Below are 17,285 nucleotides of genomic sequence, written 5' to 3'. Positions count from 1 at the left end.
AAGGAATGGGTTATGAACATCACGACTCGCTTAAAGATGATGTCCTTTATGCAATATTTTATCTGGGGGAGCTGGCTGGTTACCCTCGGCGCTTACATGATTAACACCCTACACTTTACCGGCTCCGACGTGGGCATGGTGTACAGCTCCAAAGGACTTGCCGCGATCGTTATGCCTTCGCTGGTGGGGATTATTGCCGACAAGTGGCTGCGGGCCGACCGTGCCTACGTGATTTGCCACCTCGTCTGTGCCGTCGCGCTCTGCTATGCCGCGCAGGTCAATGAGCCCGGGCTGATGTTCTGGGTCATGCTGGTGAATGCGATGGCGTTCATGCCCACCATTGCGCTGTCGAACACCATTTCCTACTCCTGTCTTGAACAGGCAGGGCTGGATACGGTAAGCCATTTTCCGCGAGTGCGGGTGTATGGCACCGTGGGCTTTATTGCCGCGATGTGGGCCATAAGCCTGATGGGGGCGGAGCTGAGCAACGTGCAGCTGTATATAGCGGCTGCCGCGTCCCTGCTGCTGGCGCTCTATTCTCTGACGCTACCGGCTATTCCGGTTGCGAAGACAAAAGCGTCTCCGTCTCTGGCAAGCAAGCTGGGCCTCAATGCGTTTATCCTGTTTAAACAGCCCCGCATGGCGGTGTTCTTTTTATTCGCGATGCTGCTGGGCGCCGTGCTGCAGATAACCAACACGTTTGGCAGCCCCTTCCTGCATGATTTTGCGCGTAATCCGGCGTATGCAGATAGCTTTATCGTCAAATATCCGTCCATTCTGCTCTCCGTTTCGCAAATGTCCGAGGTGTTCTTCATTCTGACCATTCCGTACTTCCTCGGACGATTTGGCATTAAAGCCGTTATGCTGATGAGCATGGTGGCCTGGATGCTGCGGTTCGGGCTGTTTGCCTTTGGCGATCCGTCCGCGACGGGCTTTGTGCTGCTCATGCTCTCAATGATTGTCTACGGCTGCGCGTTCGACTTCTTCAATATTTCAGGCTCGGTATTTGTTGAACAGGAGGTCAGCGCCGATATCCGCGCCAGCGCGCAAGGGTTGTTTATGACGACCGTTAACGGTATCGGGGCGTATTTCGGTTCGGTATTGAGCGGTATGGCAGTGGATTATTTCTCGGTGGACGGGGTGAAGGACTGGCAGACGATCTGGCTGGTATTTGCGGCCTATGCCCTGGCGCTCGCGGTGGTCTTTTACTTCAGCTTTAACTACCACCACACCTGTAAAAACAGCGGGATGCGCACAGTTGCGCACTAAATTTTCCCTCCGGACGCTGAAAGGCTTTAAGGTAGGCGCATAAGTGTTATCGCCAGGATATGTTTTGATGGAACGCGTCTATCGGACCGATCTCAAGCTGCTGCGCTATTTTCTGGCTGTGGCGGAGGAACTGCATTTTGGACGGGCTGCGGCCCGTCTCAACATGTCTCAGCCGCCGTTAAGCCTGCATATTAAAGAGCTGGAAAGTCAGCTGGGCACGTTACTGTTTATTCGCCACTCGCGGAGCGTCGCGTTGACGCATGCCGGTAAAGTGCTGATGGAAGAGTCCCGTCGGCTGCTCGCCAGCGCAAACCAGGCTCTGGCTCGCGTCGAGCAAATTGGCCGGGGGGAAGCAGGGCGCATTGAGCTGGGGATTGTCGGCACCGCCATGTGGAGCGAGGTGCGCACGGTGATGCGCGCTTTCCTGAAAGAGCATCCGAACGTTGATGTCGTTTTTCGCGAAAAATCGCCGGTAATGCAGATGGCGCTGCTCGAGCGCCGGGAGCTGGATGTCGGGATCTGGCGAATGGCAACGGAACCTACCGCGGGGTTTACCAGCCTGCGGTTGCGTGAGGCGGCTTTTCTGGTGGCGATGCCGGAAGATCACCGGCTGGTCAGGGAGCCTTCCATTGCGCTCGCAGAATTGCAGGACGAGTATTTTGTCACGATGCCGTCTGCCCATTCAGACTGGGCATTTTTACATCGCGTCTGCCAGCAGGCCGGTTTTTCGCCGATGATTGTGCGTGAAGCCGTTGAACCGCAAACGGTGCTGGCGATGATCAGCATGGGGATGGGGATTACGCTCGCCGCAGACAGCTACGCGCAAATGCAGTGGCCGGGCGTGGTGTTCCGCCCGCTGAAAGAGCGTATACCGGCAGATTTATATGTGGTGTATGACGAGAAGCAGGCTACGCCCGCGGTGAAGACGTTGATTGCAACACTGGTGATGTAAATCGCAGATAGCAAAAAGGCGCCTTTAGGGCGCCTTTTTACATTGGTGGGTCGTGCAGGATTCGAACCTGCGACCAATTGATTAAAAGTCAACTGCTCTACCAACTGAGCTAACGACCCGAAATGGTGGGCGATGACGGGCTCGAACCGCCGACCCCCTCCGTGTAAAGGAGATGCTCTACCAACTGAGCTAATCGCCCATTTCGGAACTGCTGCGATAAGGTGAGAATGGTGGGCGATGACGGGCTCGAACCGCCGACCCCCTCCGTGTAAAGGAGATGCTCTACCAACTGAGCTAATCGCCCAATCTCAATTCTTATCTACACTGCGAGTCTACCGAAGTAGATGGTGGGTGATGACGGGCTCGAACCGCCGACCCCCTCCGTGTAAAGGAGATGCTCTACCAACTGAGCTAATCACCCCCGCTGTGTGGAGTCGCATTATAGGGAGAGTTGAAAATGAGTCAACGCATTTTCTAAAGTTTTTATTCGTTCGTCGTAAAATTAAACAAAACGATCGTGAAACGGGCTGTGGCGCATGATTTCTAAACAAAAATCGCAAACTCGGTCACGATAAAGGGATCAACATTGAGGATTCCCCCCACAGTGATAGAATATTGCCCATCGTTTTTTCCCCAGAATTTGCCGATTGCCGGCATCTTTATAACGTAAGGCCATTTCATGAAAATCAAAACTCGCTTCGCGCCGAGCCCGACAGGCTATCTGCACGTCGGTGGTGCACGTACCGCTCTCTATTCCTGGCTTTTCGCACGCCACAACAAAGGTGAGTTCGTGCTGCGTATTGAAGACACCGATCTTGAGCGCTCCACGCCGGAAGCAATTGAAGCCATTATGGACGGGATGAACTGGCTGAATCTGGAATGGGACGAAGGTCCGTATTTCCAGACCAAACGCTTTGACCGCTATAACGCCGTCATTGATGAGATGCTGGTCGCGGGCACGGCGTATAAGTGCTACTGCTCGAAAGAGCGTCTGGATGCGCTGCGTGAAGCGCAGATGGCGAACGGTGAGAAGCCGCGCTATGACGGCCGCTGCCGCCACGACCACAGCGAGCATGCTGCTGATGAGCCTTGCGTGGTGCGTTTTGCTAACCCGCAAGAGGGCTCGGTGATCTTTGACGACCAGATCCGCGGCCCAATTGAATTCAGCAACCAGGAGCTGGACGATCTGATCATCCGTCGCACCGACGGTTCCCCAACGTACAACTTCTGCGTTGTGGTTGACGACTGGGATATGGAAATTACCCACGTTGTCCGTGGTGAAGACCATATCAACAACACCCCGCGCCAGATCAACATCCTGAAGGCGCTGAATGCCCCTGTGCCAGTTTATGCGCACGTCTCCATGATCAACGGTGATGACGGGAAAAAACTGTCTAAACGTCACGGTGCGGTGAGCGTCATGCAGTATCGCGACGACGGCTATCTGCCGGAAGCGCTGCTGAACTATCTGGTGCGCCTGGGCTGGGCCCACGGTGACCAGGAGATCTTCAGCCGCGAAGAGATGATCGAACTGTTCTCTCTGAGCTCTGTAAGCAAATCAGCGAGCGCGTTTAATACCGAAAAGCTCCAGTGGCTGAACCATCACTACATCAATACCATGCAGCCAGAATATGTGGCGACGTATCTGCAGTGGCACATTGAGCAGGCAAATATTGATACCCGCACCGGCCCTGAGCTGGCGGATCTGGTGAAACTGCTCGGCGAGCGCTGCAAAACGCTGAAAGAAATTGCCGAAAGCTGCCGCTACTTCTATGAAGAGTTTGATGCGTTCGACGCGGACGCCGCGAAGAAACACCTCCGTCCGGTTGCGCGTCAGCCGCTGGAAGTGGTGCGTGACAAGCTGGCTGCACTCACCGAGTGGACCGCTGAGAATGTGCATCACGCGATTCAGGCGACGGCAGACGAGCTGGAAGTCGGTATGGGTAAAGTCGGTATGCCACTGCGCGTTGCGGTGACCGGTGCGGGTCAGTCTCCGGCGCTGGATGTGACGGTTCATGCCATCGGCAAGTCACGCAGCGTGGCACGTATTAACAAGGCGCTGGACTTTATCGCTGAACGCGAAAATCAGCAGTAATTACGCCTAAGATAAAAAAACGGCAGGGTAACCTGCCGTTTTTTTTATGCCATTTATTCCGTGATTTCCAGCCGCGTAAGAAAGCCGTGTATGCCTTCGCGTTTCAATAAGGCGTCCAGACGCTTCTGCTCCGGCTGAGTCATACTCTCCAGCGTCTCAATAATACCCGGAGACAGGTTTGAAGAGGGTTCACTGTAGGAAGCGGTGACCTCCGCGAGATGGTAAACCGCCTGACGGTTACGGATCGCCGGAAGGCTCATAATATGTTCCTTCACGCGCGCATCAACATGAATGAGCCGTGCCCGACCACCCTTCACGCCGTTGAGTCCTTCCGTTTTCCACCCCTGCTGGCGTATCCAGCGATTAACCGTTTGTCTGGCAACGCCCAAACTCTCCGCCAGCTCTTCCGTGGTCATTTTGCTACGTAATTTTTTCATATCAGTTCTGATCGCGAATCCCTAAACGTTGCAACAATCCGGTAATCCCTTCCCGCATTAACAGCGATGTCATCTGCTTCTGCTCTTCCGGCGTCATTTCATTGGCCAGCGTCAGGAGTAGGGTGTGAAGCGAACCCTCATGGCTGGCGCCTTCTGGCAGTTCGGACGTTTCACTTGCCCGACGTGCGCTGCGGATAAAGTCACGGACTTTTTCGTTCACATGTACCAGGCGCGCTTTCCCGCCCTGGACGCCTGGCTTTGGTGACGTAATCCAACCCTCTTTGCGTACCCATTTATTGATGGTCTGGCGGCTATAGCCAGTGAGGAGGGCTAACTCTTCTGGCGTCATTCGTTCCTTGATCATGCAATTTCCTGAATATCTGTGGGGTTAATTAACGGCTCATTTTATAGCACCGTTTTACGTGAAAACGTGACAGGCTTAACTCCTGACTGCGAGCAGGCTCGCAAAGTGATTCATTTGCATGATTTTTCGGCGATTGAATGGCTGGAATTGATTTTGCCGTTGACACTCCGCAGCGGAATTCATATTATGCCGCCCGTCAACATGACAGCTTTACGATGGGGCTATAGCTCAGCTGGGAGAGCGCTTGCATGGCATGCAAGAGGTCAGCGGTTCGATCCCGCTTAGCTCCACCAAACTCTGAACCCAACAGAGTGCGGTTAGTAAAGTAACATGTGGGGCTATAGCTCAGCTGGGAGAGCGCTTGCATGGCATGCAAGAGGTCAGCGGTTCGATCCCGCTTAGCTCCACCAAAATTGTAAACCCTCGTCAAAAGACGAGGGTTTTTTTTTATGTGTTTGTAACACCCTCTCCCGTATTTTGTTATCAAAAAGCAGGTATTCTCATACCTCACCTCAATCGACATCAATAAACCAGTCTATAAATAGACTTGAACTTGATTCGTGCAATTAATAAACCTATTATCCATCCGGTCAATGATTCGAACGGATAATATACTCATCAGCTTAATGAATAGAAAAACGTACAATAATGTAAAGATATTTATAATTGCCCTGACACTTTGTCTGATTGCGGTACCTGTCTCCCGTTATCTCTCTCCCCGTGCAATTGTTAATGGTCACGACGTTTATTTAGCATGGCTACCGCTGAGCGTTATGCTGGCGATAGTTCTGCTATTTGGGCGCAGGGCTATTCTTCCCATTGTGTTAGGTTTTACTGTCACTAATCTATTTTATATTAATTTAGCACCGCTACAATATGCAGTATTACTGTTTTGTCAGACCTTTGCATTGTTCACGGCCTGCGGCGTTCTGCGCATCATGCTGGGTAAGCGTTGGCGCTACTGTATCCCTAACAAGCACATCGGTTTACGTATATTCTGGCTAGGTTTTATCGTGCCGATAGGTATTAAGCTGTCGATGTATATGGCGGGCTATTTATTTGATTTTCCTGTGACAATATCGACCTTTTTCGGCGAGGGAACGGTAATTTATAACGTTGTAGATATACTGAGCCTGATCTGTGCGGCGTTGATTTTTACCATGATGTTCTATTACCCATTAAGAATGATAATTAATCCTCGCTATGCGAGGAACTTCTGGCGACAAAGCGTGAAGCCCGTGTTTTTTCACAAGAATTCATTATATATTTTTGTCTGGCTAATGCTTTTAAGTTTCATTCTCGTCATTTTATGCGGTCCTTTTGAATCACCCGTCATTGCCGGCTATTTGATGCCGCTGATTTTTATTCTTTTTACCTTAGCGATAAGCCGCCTGACCTATGCGCTTATCTCCCTGCTGTGGTCCGCATCCGCGCTCCTGCTGTTGACCTACAACTACAACTTCCTTAACGGGGTGGAAACAGGCCATTCGCTCTCTTTTATCCTGTCCGTGCTTATCTCTTTCGCTATCTGTCTGCTTTACATGTCGCGGATCTATCAGCGTAGCGAATGGCTCAAGCGGGGCTGGCAGGACAGAGCGCTCACCGATCCGCTGACAGGATTGCCCAATATTCGCGCGCTGGAGGAGTATCTTGAGACTCACCCGGATGCCAAAGTGTGCATTCTGCGTATGGATAACCTGGAGTTTTTGAGCCGACACTATGGGATCCTCATGCGTGTCCATTGCAAACGCACGATCGCCACGTCGCTGCAGCCACTTTTGCAGAAGGATGAGAAGCTCTTCCAGCTCCCGGGAAGCGAGCTGGTGCTGGTATTACTGGGGCCGGAAATTGCTGAACGTCTCCAGCATATGGTCGATCGGCTCAACAGCAGTAAGATTTTCTGGAACAACGCAGGGCTGGATATTGAGTTTGGCGCGTCCTGGGGAATGGTCGAAAATGGCGAAAAGCTGCATCACACGCTGGGGCAGCTGAGCTGGCTGGCAGAGCAGGCCAGCGGAGCGCAAAACGTTCTCGCACTCACGAATAGCCTCGAGGCGGCATCAGGGCAAACAACGGAGCGCGTCCTGATGCTGGCGCGGATTAAGCATGCCCTGGAGACGGATCGATTCCATTTATACGCGCAGCCGATCCAGAAGGCGGACGGGAGCGGGTATTACGAAATCCTGGCGCGTATGGAGAGCGAGGGCGAGATCTTCACTCCTGACCGCTTTATTCCGTTAATTGCCCAGTTCAACCTCAGCCACCGGTTTGATATGTGCATTATGGAGAAATTACTGCTGTGGCTGCGCGATAACCCTGCCACGCAGGCTGGTGCTCGTTTCTCTGTCAATCTGATGCCGCTCACGCTGATGCAAAAAGAGGTGGCGACCGAGATTTGCGCGCTTTTTGAACGCTACGGCGTTGCGCCTCAGGCCGTCGTGATTGAGATCACCGAAGAGCAGGCCTTCTCAAATTCAGGCTGCAGCATGCACAATATTCAGCAGCTGCGCGATTACGGTTTCCGGATTGCCATTGATGATTTTGGTACCGGCTACGCCAACTACGAGCGTCTCAGACGCCTGCAGGCAGATATCATTAAAATTGACGGCTGCTTTGTTAAAGACATTTGTACCGACGATATGGATGCGATGATCGTCCAGTCAATGTGTAATCTGGCGAAGACGAAATCGCTGTGCGTTGTGGCGGAATACGTAGAAACACCGGCCCAGCGCGAGATGCTGCTTCGCTTTGGCGTGGATTACCTGCAGGGCTACCTGATAGGTAAACCCAAACCGCTGGAAGAGTTGCGGGCATAAAAAAACCGGGAGCCAGGCTCCCGGTTTTTTGTTTAACGCTAAAGGTTACAGGACCAGTGCCGCGATGGAAGCAGACAGGACGCTCACCAGCGTAGAGCCGTAAACCAGCTTCAGGCCAAAGCGAGAAACCACGTTACCCTGTTCTTCGTTCAGACCTTTAATCGCACCCGCGATAATCCCGATGGACGAGAAGTTCGCGAAGGAGACCAGGAACACGGACAGAATGCCTTCCGCGCGCGGAGAAAGCGTGCTGGCAATTTTCTGCAGATCCATCATCGCAACGAATTCGTTAGAAACCAGTTTGGTTGCCATGATACTCCCAACCTGCAGCGCTTCGTGAGCCGGAACACCCATCACCCATGCAACAGGGTAGAAGATGTAGCCCAGAATACCCTGGAAGGAGATACCCAGCACCGCGGCGAACAGGGCGTTCAGCGCAGAAATCAGCGCAATGAAGCCGATCAGCATGGCGGCAACAATAATCGCTACTTTGAAGCCCGCCAGAATGTATTCACCCAGCATTTCGAAGAAGCTCTGGCCTTCGTGCAGGTTTGACATCTGGATGTTCTCTTCGCTGGCGTCAACGCGGTACGGGTTGATCAGCGACAGCACGATAAAGGTGCTGAACATGTTCAGAACCAGCGCCGCAACAACATACTTTGGCTCCAGCATGGTCATATACGCGCCCACGATAGACATGGAAACGGTAGACATTGCGGTTGCCGCCATGGTGTACATGCGGTTGCGGGACATTTTGCCGAGAATATCTTTATACGCGATGAAGTTCTCAGACTGACCGAGGATCAGGGAACTGACGGCGTTAAAGGATTCCAGCTTGCCCATGCCGTTCACTTTGGATAACAGGAAGCCAATTCCACGAATAACGAACGGCAGAACGCGGATGTGCTGCAGAATACCGATCAGCGCGGAGATGAAGACGATTGGGCAGAGAACCTTCAGGAAGAAGAACGCCAGACCTTCGTCGTTCATTTTACCGAAGACAAAGTTGGTCCCTTCGTTGGCGAATCCGAGCAGTTTTTCGAACATTTCGGAGAAGCCTTTTACGAAGCCGAGGCCTACGTTGGAGTTCAGGAAGAACCACGCAAGTAAAACTTCAATGACCAGCAGCTGGACAACATAACGGATACGAATTTTTTTGCGGTCTGTGCTGACCAGCAATGCAAGTGCAGTAACGACAACAAGTGCCAGGACAAAATGAAGGACGCGGTCCATATTTGCTCCAAATATGAGGCAGGTTTAATTTTCGTGCACATTCTATGTAACAAGCGAAAAGAAAACGAGATCGAGGACACACTATAGTTACATCCTGTGACGAGTCTCAAAAATAGTGATCCACAATACATTTTTGTTATGTTAGGTAAATGAGTGAAAAGTTAAGTTTGTGTGCTAGTCTTCACAAAAAGCGCGCGCGATTTCAGTTTCTGTTAGATCGCCCCACTTACCCGCCCGCCTATCGTTCAAAGCTATCAGAGAAATCACTGTAAACTTCACAAATGATCTTGATAATCATTCTCATTTTGATAGCATTAAACATAGCAAAGGCTATATTTCAGAGGCAGAAATGACAAACAGTCGCGTAGAGGGTAGCAGTGGCAGGGCCGCGCGCAAGCTGCGGTTCGCATTAATGGGACCTGCGTTCATCGCTGCCATTGGCTATATCGATCCAGGTAACTTTGCGACCAATATTCAGGCCGGGGCCAGCTTCGGCTATAAGCTGCTGTGGGTGGTCGTCTGGGCTAACCTGATGGCGATGCTGATTCAGATGCTCTCCGCAAAGCTGGGGATTGCCACGGGCAAAAACCTGGCGGAGCAAATTCGCGACCATTATCCGCGTCCGGCCGTCTGGCTCTACTGGGTTCAGGCTGAAATCATCGCCATGGCCACTGACCTAGCTGAATTTATCGGCGCAGCGATCGGCTTTAAGCTGATTCTGGGTGTGTCGCTGTTGCAGGGGGCGGTACTGACCGGGATTGCCACTTTCCTGATCCTGATGCTGCAGCGTCGGGGCCAAAAGCCGCTGGAGAAGGTCATCGGCGGTCTGCTGCTGTTTGTTGCGGCGGCCTATATCGTCGAGCTGATTTTCTCACAGCCGAATCTGGCGCAGCTCGGTAAAGGTATGGTGATCCCAAGCCTGCCAACGTCGGAAGCGGTATTCCTGGCCGCCGGGGTATTGGGGGCGACCATCATGCCGCATGTGATTTACCTCCACTCCTCGCTGACTCAGCATCTGCACGGTGGGACGCGCAAAGAGCGTTACTCCGCCACCAAATGGGACGTGGCAATCGCCATGACCATTGCGGGGTTTGTCAATCTGGCGATGATGGCTACCGCAGCCGCGGCTTTCCACTTTAACGGTCATACCGGTATTGCCGATCTCGACCAGGCCTATCTCACGCTGGAGCCGTTACTGAGCCATGCTGCCGCCACGATATTTGGTCTCAGCCTGGTGGCTGCCGGTCTCTCTTCGACGGTGGTGGGCACGCTGGCAGGCCAGGTGGTGATGCAGGGATTTGTTCGGTTCCATATTCCGCTGTGGGTTCGTCGCTCTGTTACCATGCTCCCGTCATTTATCGTGATTCTGATGGGGCTCGACCCAACGCGAATTCTGGTCATGAGCCAGGTGCTGCTGAGTTTTGGTATCGCGCTGGCGCTGGTGCCGCTGCTGATCTTTACCAGCAACAAAACCCTGATGGGCGAACTGGTCAACTCAACGCTGGTGAAACGGACCGGGTGGGCCATCGTGGTGGTGGTGGTGGCGCTGAACCTGTGGCTGCTGATTGGCACCGCGTTGGGACTCTAAAAGAAAAAGGAGCCGGGAGGCTCCTTTTTGCTGTTAGTCGTCATGACCGTGATGGCCATGTCCGTGACCTTTGCCGCGACCCCAGCCGCCGCGACGGTCGTCACGATCGTTCCAGCCTTCACGGTAGCCGCGCTCATAGGCGTTGTCTTTATACCAGCCGCGGTGTCTGCCGTTATCGTGTTTCCACCAGCGGTCTCCGCGCCACTCATAGTGACGGTTCCAGTAGTCACGGTCGCGCCAGTAGCCACCGTCCCAGTATCTGCCGTAGTCGTCACGATCGCCAATTTGTAATTTTACTGATGGCAACAGGGTGATTTCGCCCGCAGTGGCGATCAGCGGGGCTGAAGCCAGTAATACCGCTGCAAGAATCAGTGACCTGAACATACTCTTTCTCCTTCACGATCGGGGCCTTTGTTGGGCCTGTTAACGCAATATTACGAGTTGGTAAAGCCTCGTTTCATCGCCTCAACTCCGAATTCCTGGGTGAGAGCACTTTTTGCTAAAAGCGGTATTATTTTGAGCTGCTCAGAATCCCTTCTATACGGGTCAGTTCTTCCGCAGAGAAATGGCGGTTTTCCAGCATGCCCACGGCGTCATCAATCTGCGCCGTTTTACTTGCCCCAATCAGCACTGACGTCACCGTCTCATGGCGTAATACCCAGGCCAGCGCCATCTGGGACAGCTTCTGGCCGCGCTCTTCCGCCATGGCGTTCAGCTTTCTTACCTTCTCCAGCTTCTCTTCGGTGATCTGGTCAGGGTTAAGGAACTGACTGCCGCTTGCCGCGCGTGAGTCTGCCGGAATGCCGTTCAGATAGCGGTTGGTCAGTTGCCCGCCGGCCAGCGGCGAGAATGGAATACAGCCAACCCCTTTTTCCTGCAGCACGCTCAGCAGTCCCGATTCCGGCGCACGCTCAAACAGAGAGTATTTCGGCTGGTGGATCAGGCAGGGCGTACCGAGATCGTCAAGAATATCAATCGCCTTGCGGGCCAGTTCAGCAGGGTAGTTGGATAACCCGACATACAGGGCTTTTCCCTGGCGCACCACATGGTCAAGCGCTTTCATGGTTTCCAGCAGAGGCGTTTGCGGGTCAGGACGGTGGTGATAGAAAATATCCACATACTCCAGCCCCATGCGCTTCAGGCTTTGATCCAGGCTCGCCAGCAGATATTTGCGTGACCCCCAGTCGCCGTACGGACCCTCCCACATGGTATAGCCCGCTTTGGTGGAGATGATTAGCTCATCGCGCCAGGGCAGGAAATCCTCCTGCAAAATACGGCCGAAATTACGTTCGGCAGAGCCGGGAGGCGGACCATAGTTGTTGGCAAGGTCGAAATGCGTAATGCCCAGATCGAACGCGCGTTGTAAAAGTTGACGGCTGTTTTCGATAAGCGTGGTGTCGCCAAAATTATGCCACAGCCCAAGCGAGATGGCGGGCAACGTGAGCCCGCTTTGGCCGCAACGGCGATACTCCATTGTCCGATAACGATTTTTGTCCGGCTGATAACCCATTCTTGTGACCTCTGGCGCTGAAGAAAAAAATCTGTGTATGCGTTTACATTAACGTGAAAAAAAGCAGCATAGCGCAGCCTTTTTTGTAAAGCATTCTTTCCATGCCCTACTTATCGCCAATTCTGGACAGTCATCACGCTTATTTAATACTCAAGGTGAGGTCAACATTAGAAGGATACCTGTTTATGCGTACCCCATACTGCGTCGCCGATTACCTGCTGGACCGTCTTACAGATTGTGGAGCCGATCATCTGTTTGGCGTGCCGGGCGACTACAACCTGCAGTTTCTCGACCATGTGATAGACAGCCCGGATATCTGCTGGGTGGGCTGTGCTAACGAGTTAAACGCCTCCTATGCCGCGGACGGATATGCCCGATGTAAGGGCTTCGCCGCGCTGCTAACGACATTTGGCGTAGGAGAGCTAAGTGCGATGAACGGCATTGCGGGCAGCTATGCCGAGCACGTTCCGGTGCTGCATATTGTGGGCGCGCCGGGTACGGCGTCACAGCAAAGAGGGGAACTGCTGCACCATACGCTGGGCGACGGTGAGTTTCGTCATTTTTACCATATGAGCGAACCCATCACCGCTGCACAGGCGATCCTGACCGAACAAAACGCCTGCTATGAGATTGACCGGGTGTTAACTACCATGCTCCGGGAACGTCGCCCCGGCTATCTGATGTTGCCCGCCGACGTGGCTAAAAAGGCCGCCACGCCGCCTGTAAACGCTCTCACTCTCCGGCACGCGCATGCCGATAGCGCCTGCCTGAAAGCGTTCCGGGATGCCGCAGAGAACAGGCTGGCCATGAGCAAGCGTACTGCGCTGCTGGCCGATTTCCTTGTCCTGCGCCATGGCCTGAAGCATGCCTTGCAGAAATGGGTTAAGGACGTGCCGATGGCGCACGCCACCATGCTGATGGGCAAAGGCATATTTGACGAGCGTCACGCCGGCTTTTACGGCACCTACAGCGGTTCGGCCAGCGCCGGCGCGGTAAAGGAGGCGATTGAAGGGGCAGACACGGTGCTGTGCATCGGCACGCGATTTACCGATACCCTGACCGCCGGCTTCACGCATCAGTTAACCCCGTCACAAACAATTGAAGTTCAGCCTCATGCCTCACGCGTCGGCGACGTCTGGTTTACCGGCATCCCCATGCTCCAGGCAATCGAAACGCTGGTGGAGCTGTGTAAACAGCACGTGCACGATACGCCGCTACCGGCCTCTCAAAGCGCGATGGCCTATCCGCAGCCGGATGGCTCGCTGACGCAGGAGAATTTCTGGAAAACGTTGCAGACGTTTATCCGCCCGGGAGACATCATTCTTGCGGATCAGGGAACCTCTGCCTTCGGCGCGATCGACCTTCGTCTTCCGGCTGACGTGAATTTTATCGTCCAGCCGCTGTGGGGATCGATTGGCTACACGCTGGCGGCGGCATTTGGCGCGCAAACCGCCTGCCCGAACCGGCGCGTGATTGTGCTGACGGGGGATGGCGCGGCGCAGCTCACCATCCAGGAGCTTGGCTCGATGCTGCGGGATAAACAACACCCCATCATTCTGGTCCTTAACAACGAAGGGTACACGGTGGAAAGAGCGATCCACGGGCCGGAGCAGCGGTATAACGACATCGCGCTATGGAACTGGACGCAAATCCCGCAGGCCCTGAGCCTTGATCCTCAGGCCCAGAGCTGGCGAGTCAGTGAAGCGGAGGAGCTGGCGGACGTACTGGAAAAAGTCGCGCACCACGAGCGGCTCTCGCTGATTGAGGTGATGCTGCCGAAAGCAGATATCCCACCGCTGCTGGGGGCGCTTACCAAAGCGCTGGAAGCGCGCAATAACGCCTGATCACTTGTCGTTTCGCCAGGCCATCATCATCGGTTTGCCCGCCAGCAGGAGCCAGGCGGGCAACATCACGATACAGAGCAGGGGGAAAAGCGTTGAATCGGGTACCACCACCGCCGCCATAAACAGGCTGAGCCAGGCGTCGCGCGTGACCACCAGAACCAGCCCCAGAATAGAGCAGGAGACGGTAATGGCCGCTGGCACCGCATCGACATGTTCGTGCAGCATCAGCCCCAGCGCTACGCCAACAAAGACCGCCGGGAAGATGCGTCCACCGCGGAAACCGCAGGCTGCAGCCACCACTAGCGCGGCAAGCTTGATCACGGCAAACAGCAGATAGTCGGAGACGCTGAACACCTGGCTGAAGGCCAGCTGCTGCATCTCGTCCAGACCTTTGAACAATGTCACCGTCCCGCCGATTGCCCCTAAAATACCGAGGATCAAACCGCCAGCCCCCAGGATTAACACCGGGTGTTTCAGCTTATGCACCAGCCGGTGCAGGCGGGGAAGACACCATACCGCGACCATCCCCAGCGCGATGGCGATGGCGACGACGATGGCGCCGCTGAAAATATCGGCTATCTGCATCTGGCCGTAGTGGGGGAGCGAGAGTGAAAAATGGGGATGGAAAAACAGGCTGGTCGTCAACGCCCCCGCGGCTGCGGCCATCAGCGGCGCAAACAGCTTATCCCACAGCGGGACGTCGTTATTGCTGCTGAGCGTCTGCGAAAAGATCAGTGCGGCAGCGACGGGCGTGCCGAAAAGCGCTCCGATGGTGCCTGCGGAGGCGAGAATGGTCCAGTCCAGCGCGCCGACGCGGGGCAAAATGCGTGAACCGAGGAAAACCGCCAGGCCAATATTCACCGCCATAATCGGATGCTCAGGCCCCAGGCTAACGCCGCCCGCCAGACCGATAATCAACGCGATAATCAGCCCCGGCAGTGCCGAAGGGGAAACCGGGGCGCCAATCAGCGGTTCCTGCGCCGGGTCTGGTCCGGCATGGCCGGGACTGAAACGGATCACCAGGCCCACCGCAATACCGGTCAACGTCAGCATCATGACGACCCAGGCAGGAGAATCTGCAGTGGCCCCCAGTTTTGCCGGAAGCGCTGTCCATAACATTGTTTGCAGCACCGACGCGACTTTCATCACGACAATGAGCACCAGGCTTGAGGTCACGCCAATGATTAACGCCGGAATGGCCAGTAACAGCATGGTTCTGGCTCGCGGGTGGAGCATGATGATTTCCTTGTACAAAACGGTATTACGTTACTTTGCACATTAAGCTTTATGGCAATAGTGCAAAAGGTGCTGAAACGGTAAAGTTATTCTGTGACGAAGATCGATAATCCATGGGCATTCACCTTACGGCCGTTGTTGTTATCACGCCTTGAATTTACAGTGTCCCAAAGATTTATTCTGACTTTAGCGGAGCAGTAGAAGAATGACAAAGTATGCTTTGGTAGGTGATGTGGGCGGCACGAACGCGCGCCTCGCATTATGCGATGTAAGTAGCGGTGAGATTTCCCGGGCGAAAACCTACTCAGGGCTGGATTATCCAAGCCTTGAGGCCGTTGTCCGCGTCTATCTGGACGAGCATCAGGTAAGCGTTGAAGACGGTTGCATCGCGATTGCCTGCCCGATAACCGGCGACTGGGTCGCAATGACCAACCATACCTGGGCATTCTCCATCGCAGAGATGAAAACAAACCTCGGTTTTTCGCATCTTGAAATCATCAATGACTTCACCGCGGTGTCCATGGCGATCCCGATGCTGAAGCCTGAGCATCTGATCCAGTTTGGCGGCGCTGAACCGGTCGAAGGCAAGCCGATTGCGGTTTACGGGGCCGGTACCGGCCTCGGCGTTTCGCATCTGGTGCATGTTGCCCAGCGCTGGGTGAGCCTGCCGGGTGAAGGCGGCCACGTAGACTTTGCGCCAAACAGCGAAGAAGAGGGCATTATTCTCGAAGAATTACGCGCTGAGATCGGCCACGTCTCCGCCGAGCGCGTTCTTTCAGGTCCGGGGCTGGTGAACCTCTACCGGGCGATTGTGAAATCTGACGGTCGTCTGCCGGAAAACCTGCAGCCGAAAGACGTCACCGAACGCGCGCTGGCGGACAGCTGCATTGACTGCCGTCGTGCCCTGTCGCTGTTCTGCGTGATCATGGGACGTTTTGGCGGCAACCTGGCGCTAACGCTGGGCACCTTCGGTGGGGTCTATATTGCGGGTGGGATCGTACCGCGCTTCCTCGACTTCTTTAAAGCCTCGGGCTTCCGCGGCGGGTTTGAAGATAAAGGGCGTTTCAGAAGCTACGTGCAGGACATTCCGGTTTATCTGATCGTGCATGATAACCCTGGCCTGCTGGGTTCGGGCGCCCATCTGCGTCAGGTTCTTGGTCAAATCCTCTGATGCAGTGCCCTCTCCCGCGGGAGAGGGCGCTTTCTTTACAGGTGCATCAGCTGGCGGAACTCTTTCACCTTGCTGCGGCTCACCGGCACCTGAAAATCCAGATCCTTCAGACGCAAAATGTAGGTGTTGTTAAACCAGGGTTCGATCTCGCGGATCTTGTTTAAATTCACGCAGAACGAACGGTGGCAGCGGAAAAAGTGTGCCGCTGGCAGCTTGCTGCAAAACTCGGTGATGTTCATTGCCATCACGTACGATTCCCGCCGCGTATAGACAAACGTCATCTTTTCATGGGCTTCGGCATAGTAGATATCATTGACTGGCGTCACGATGATGCGCTCGTCTTTGACCAGATTAATGGTGTCGTTTTCCCGTACCGTTGGGGTGGCGCTAGCGGGAGCGGTCTGCTGCTGCCATGCGGCCTCCAGCTTTTGCAGCATGCTGACAATCCGCGACTCCTGATAAGGCTTAAGAATATAGTCAAACGCCTCCAGCTCGAAGGCCTCTACGGCGTGCTCTTTCCAGGCGGTAACGAAAACGATAAACGGCTTATGGGCAAACTGATTGATGTTTTGCGCCAGCAATACGCCATCCAGCGACGGAATATTGATATCCAGGAAAATGGCGTCGACCCGGTTATGCTGCAAAAACTTCAGCACGTCCAGACCATCATCAAACGTACCCACAATCTCCATCTGGCTGTGGGTTTTAATAAGCCAGGTGAGCTCCTGCTGAGCCAGGAATTCATCTTCTACGATGATAACTTTCATGGG

14 protein-coding genes and 6 tRNA genes are annotated in these 17,285 nt (G+C 54.1%); 9 read left to right on the top strand and 11 right to left on the bottom strand.

All coding sequences use genetic code 11. From position 1 onward, the window contains the following. Positions 1–12 precede the first annotated feature (12 nt). Positions 13–1,269, top strand: coding sequence for a nucleoside permease (locus AC2TE5_RS16210; RefSeq protein WP_484612011.1), 1,257 nt, complete (start codon positions 13–15; stop codon positions 1,267–1,269). Positions 1,270–1,336: 67 nt separating this feature from the next. Continuing rightward, positions 1,337–2,221 carry a LysR family transcriptional regulator gene (locus AC2TE5_RS16205; RefSeq protein ID WP_063143490.1) on the top strand — a complete coding sequence of 295 codons (885 nt, stop codon included), beginning with the start codon at positions 1,337–1,339 and terminating at the stop codon, positions 2,219–2,221. Between the two features lie 43 nt (positions 2,222–2,264). On the opposite strand, the gene AC2TE5_RS16200 is transcribed toward AC2TE5_RS16205, so the two are convergent. The 4 genes from AC2TE5_RS16200 to AC2TE5_RS16185 form a co-directional block, all read right to left on the bottom strand. Further along, a tRNA-Lys gene (locus AC2TE5_RS16200) sits at positions 2,265–2,340 on the bottom strand. A 4-nt stretch (positions 2,341–2,344) separates the two neighbouring features. Continuing rightward, positions 2,345–2,420 (bottom strand) — tRNA-Val (locus AC2TE5_RS16195). 29 nt (positions 2,421–2,449) lie between these two features. Beyond that, positions 2,450–2,525 (bottom strand) — tRNA-Val (locus AC2TE5_RS16190). A gap of 41 nt (positions 2,526–2,566) precedes the next feature. Continuing rightward, positions 2,567–2,642, bottom strand: a tRNA-Val gene (locus tag AC2TE5_RS16185). A gap of 258 nt (positions 2,643–2,900) precedes the next feature. Between AC2TE5_RS16185 and gltX the strand changes: the two genes are divergently transcribed. Then, complete coding sequence (gene gltX, locus AC2TE5_RS16180) at positions 2,901–4,316, top strand: glutamate--tRNA ligase (RefSeq protein ID WP_213328115.1); 1,416 nt, start codon at positions 2,901–2,903, stop codon at positions 4,314–4,316. 53 nt (positions 4,317–4,369) lie between these two features. Here the strand turns inward: gltX and AC2TE5_RS16175 are convergent, their stop codons facing one another. Together AC2TE5_RS16175 and AC2TE5_RS16170 are read right to left on the bottom strand one after the other, a co-directional pair. Continuing rightward, positions 4,370–4,753, bottom strand: a complete 384-nt coding sequence (locus AC2TE5_RS16175) for a YfeC-like transcriptional regulator (protein WP_484612010.1) — start codon at positions 4,751–4,753, stop codon at positions 4,370–4,372. A gap of 1 nt (position 4,754) precedes the next feature. Then, complete coding sequence (locus AC2TE5_RS16170) at positions 4,755–5,117, bottom strand: YfeC-like transcriptional regulator (protein WP_159514635.1); 363 nt, start codon at positions 5,115–5,117, stop codon at positions 4,755–4,757. A 217-nt stretch (positions 5,118–5,334) separates the two neighbouring features. Here AC2TE5_RS16170 and AC2TE5_RS16165 point away from each other — a divergent pair. From AC2TE5_RS16165 to AC2TE5_RS16155, 3 genes are all read left to right on the top strand, one after another. After that, positions 5,335–5,410, top strand: a tRNA-Ala gene (locus AC2TE5_RS16165). Between the two features lie 41 nt (positions 5,411–5,451). Further along, a tRNA-Ala gene (locus tag AC2TE5_RS16160) sits at positions 5,452–5,527 on the top strand. A gap of 216 nt (positions 5,528–5,743) precedes the next feature. Beyond that, a complete protein-coding gene (locus AC2TE5_RS16155; protein ID WP_484613353.1) occupies positions 5,744–7,933 on the top strand; it encodes a sensor domain-containing phosphodiesterase in 2,190 nt (729 codons plus the stop codon). A gap of 45 nt (positions 7,934–7,978) precedes the next feature. On the opposite strand, the gene AC2TE5_RS16150 is transcribed toward AC2TE5_RS16155, so the two are convergent. Beyond that, positions 7,979–9,166 (bottom strand): NupC/NupG family nucleoside CNT transporter, encoded by a 1,188-nt coding sequence (locus AC2TE5_RS16150; protein WP_008501591.1) that lies wholly within the window; start codon positions 9,164–9,166, stop codon positions 7,979–7,981. 349 nt (positions 9,167–9,515) lie between these two features. Between AC2TE5_RS16150 and AC2TE5_RS16145 the strand changes: the two genes are divergently transcribed. After that, the gene (locus tag AC2TE5_RS16145) at positions 9,516–10,754 is read left to right on the top strand and encodes an Nramp family divalent metal transporter (RefSeq protein ID WP_063143495.1); all 1,239 of its coding nucleotides are present in this window, start codon (positions 9,516–9,518) and stop codon (positions 10,752–10,754) included. A gap of 33 nt (positions 10,755–10,787) precedes the next feature. Here the strand turns inward: AC2TE5_RS16145 and AC2TE5_RS16140 are convergent, their stop codons facing one another. Next, positions 10,788–11,138 (bottom strand): DUF2502 domain-containing protein, encoded by a 351-nt coding sequence (locus tag AC2TE5_RS16140; protein WP_213328117.1) that lies wholly within the window; start codon positions 11,136–11,138, stop codon positions 10,788–10,790. Positions 11,139–11,265: 127 nt separating this feature from the next. After that, the gene (mgrA, locus tag AC2TE5_RS16135; protein ID WP_484612009.1) at positions 11,266–12,264 is read right to left on the bottom strand and encodes an L-glyceraldehyde 3-phosphate reductase; all 999 of its coding nucleotides are present in this window, start codon (positions 12,262–12,264) and stop codon (positions 11,266–11,268) included. Between the two features lie 185 nt (positions 12,265–12,449). Here mgrA and ipdC point away from each other — a divergent pair, with 185 nt between their 5' ends. Continuing rightward, positions 12,450–14,108, top strand: coding sequence for an indolepyruvate decarboxylase (gene ipdC / locus AC2TE5_RS16130; protein ID WP_484612008.1), 1,659 nt, complete (start codon positions 12,450–12,452; stop codon positions 14,106–14,108). Here ipdC and AC2TE5_RS16125 read toward each other — a convergent pair whose 3' ends face one another. Beyond that, positions 14,109–15,344 (bottom strand): ion channel protein, encoded by a 1,236-nt coding sequence (locus AC2TE5_RS16125; protein WP_484612007.1) that lies wholly within the window; start codon positions 15,342–15,344, stop codon positions 14,109–14,111. Positions 15,345–15,549: 205 nt separating this feature from the next. Here AC2TE5_RS16125 and glk point away from each other — a divergent pair, with 205 nt between their 5' ends. After that, entirely contained in the window at positions 15,550–16,515 is a 966-nt protein-coding gene (gene glk, locus AC2TE5_RS16120) for a glucokinase (protein ID WP_484612006.1), read from the top strand. 35 nt (positions 16,516–16,550) lie between these two features. On the opposite strand, the gene AC2TE5_RS16115 is transcribed toward glk, so the two are convergent. Next, positions 16,551–17,282 (bottom strand): LytR/AlgR family response regulator transcription factor, encoded by a 732-nt coding sequence (locus AC2TE5_RS16115; RefSeq protein WP_033146137.1) that lies wholly within the window; start codon positions 17,280–17,282, stop codon positions 16,551–16,553. Positions 17,283–17,285 lie beyond the last annotated feature (3 nt).

Source organism: Enterobacter sp. N5-15, from assembly GCF_057221635.1.
The sequence above is the reverse complement of the archived record's forward strand: the minus strand, read 5'-3'. Positions and strand labels throughout refer to the sequence as shown.

Excerpts from the sequence above, each read along its gene's own strand:
- AC2TE5_RS16140 (WP_213328117.1), bottom strand. The coding sequence starts at position 11,138 with ATGTTCAGGTCACTGATTCTTGCAGCGGTATTACTGGCTTCAGCCCCG.
- mgrA (WP_484612009.1), bottom strand. The coding sequence starts at position 12,264 with ATGGGTTATCAGCCGGACAAAAATCGTTATCGGACAATGGAGTATCGC.
- gltX (WP_213328115.1), top strand. The coding sequence starts at position 2,901 with ATGAAAATCAAAACTCGCTTCGCGCCGAGCCCGACAGGCTATCTGCAC.
- AC2TE5_RS16210 (WP_484612011.1), top strand. The coding sequence starts at position 13 with ATGAACATCACGACTCGCTTAAAGATGATGTCCTTTATGCAATATTTT.
- AC2TE5_RS16175 (WP_484612010.1), bottom strand. The coding sequence starts at position 4,753 with ATGAAAAAATTACGTAGCAAAATGACCACGGAAGAGCTGGCGGAGAGT.
- ipdC (WP_484612008.1), top strand. The coding sequence starts at position 12,450 with ATGCGTACCCCATACTGCGTCGCCGATTACCTGCTGGACCGTCTTACA.
- AC2TE5_RS16155 (WP_484613353.1), top strand. The coding sequence starts at position 5,744 with ATGAATAGAAAAACGTACAATAATGTAAAGATATTTATAATTGCCCTG.
- AC2TE5_RS16150 (WP_008501591.1), bottom strand. The coding sequence starts at position 9,166 with ATGGACCGCGTCCTTCATTTTGTCCTGGCACTTGTTGTCGTTACTGCA.
- AC2TE5_RS16145 (WP_063143495.1), top strand. The coding sequence starts at position 9,516 with ATGACAAACAGTCGCGTAGAGGGTAGCAGTGGCAGGGCCGCGCGCAAG.
- glk (WP_484612006.1), top strand. The coding sequence starts at position 15,550 with ATGACAAAGTATGCTTTGGTAGGTGATGTGGGCGGCACGAACGCGCGC.
- AC2TE5_RS16115 (WP_033146137.1), bottom strand. The coding sequence starts at position 17,282 with ATGAAAGTTATCATCGTAGAAGATGAATTCCTGGCTCAGCAGGAGCTC.
- AC2TE5_RS16205 (WP_063143490.1), top strand. The coding sequence starts at position 1,337 with ATGGAACGCGTCTATCGGACCGATCTCAAGCTGCTGCGCTATTTTCTG.
- AC2TE5_RS16170 (WP_159514635.1), bottom strand. The coding sequence starts at position 5,117 with ATGATCAAGGAACGAATGACGCCAGAAGAGTTAGCCCTCCTCACTGGC.
- AC2TE5_RS16125 (WP_484612007.1), bottom strand. The coding sequence starts at position 15,344 with ATGCTCCACCCGCGAGCCAGAACCATGCTGTTACTGGCCATTCCGGCG.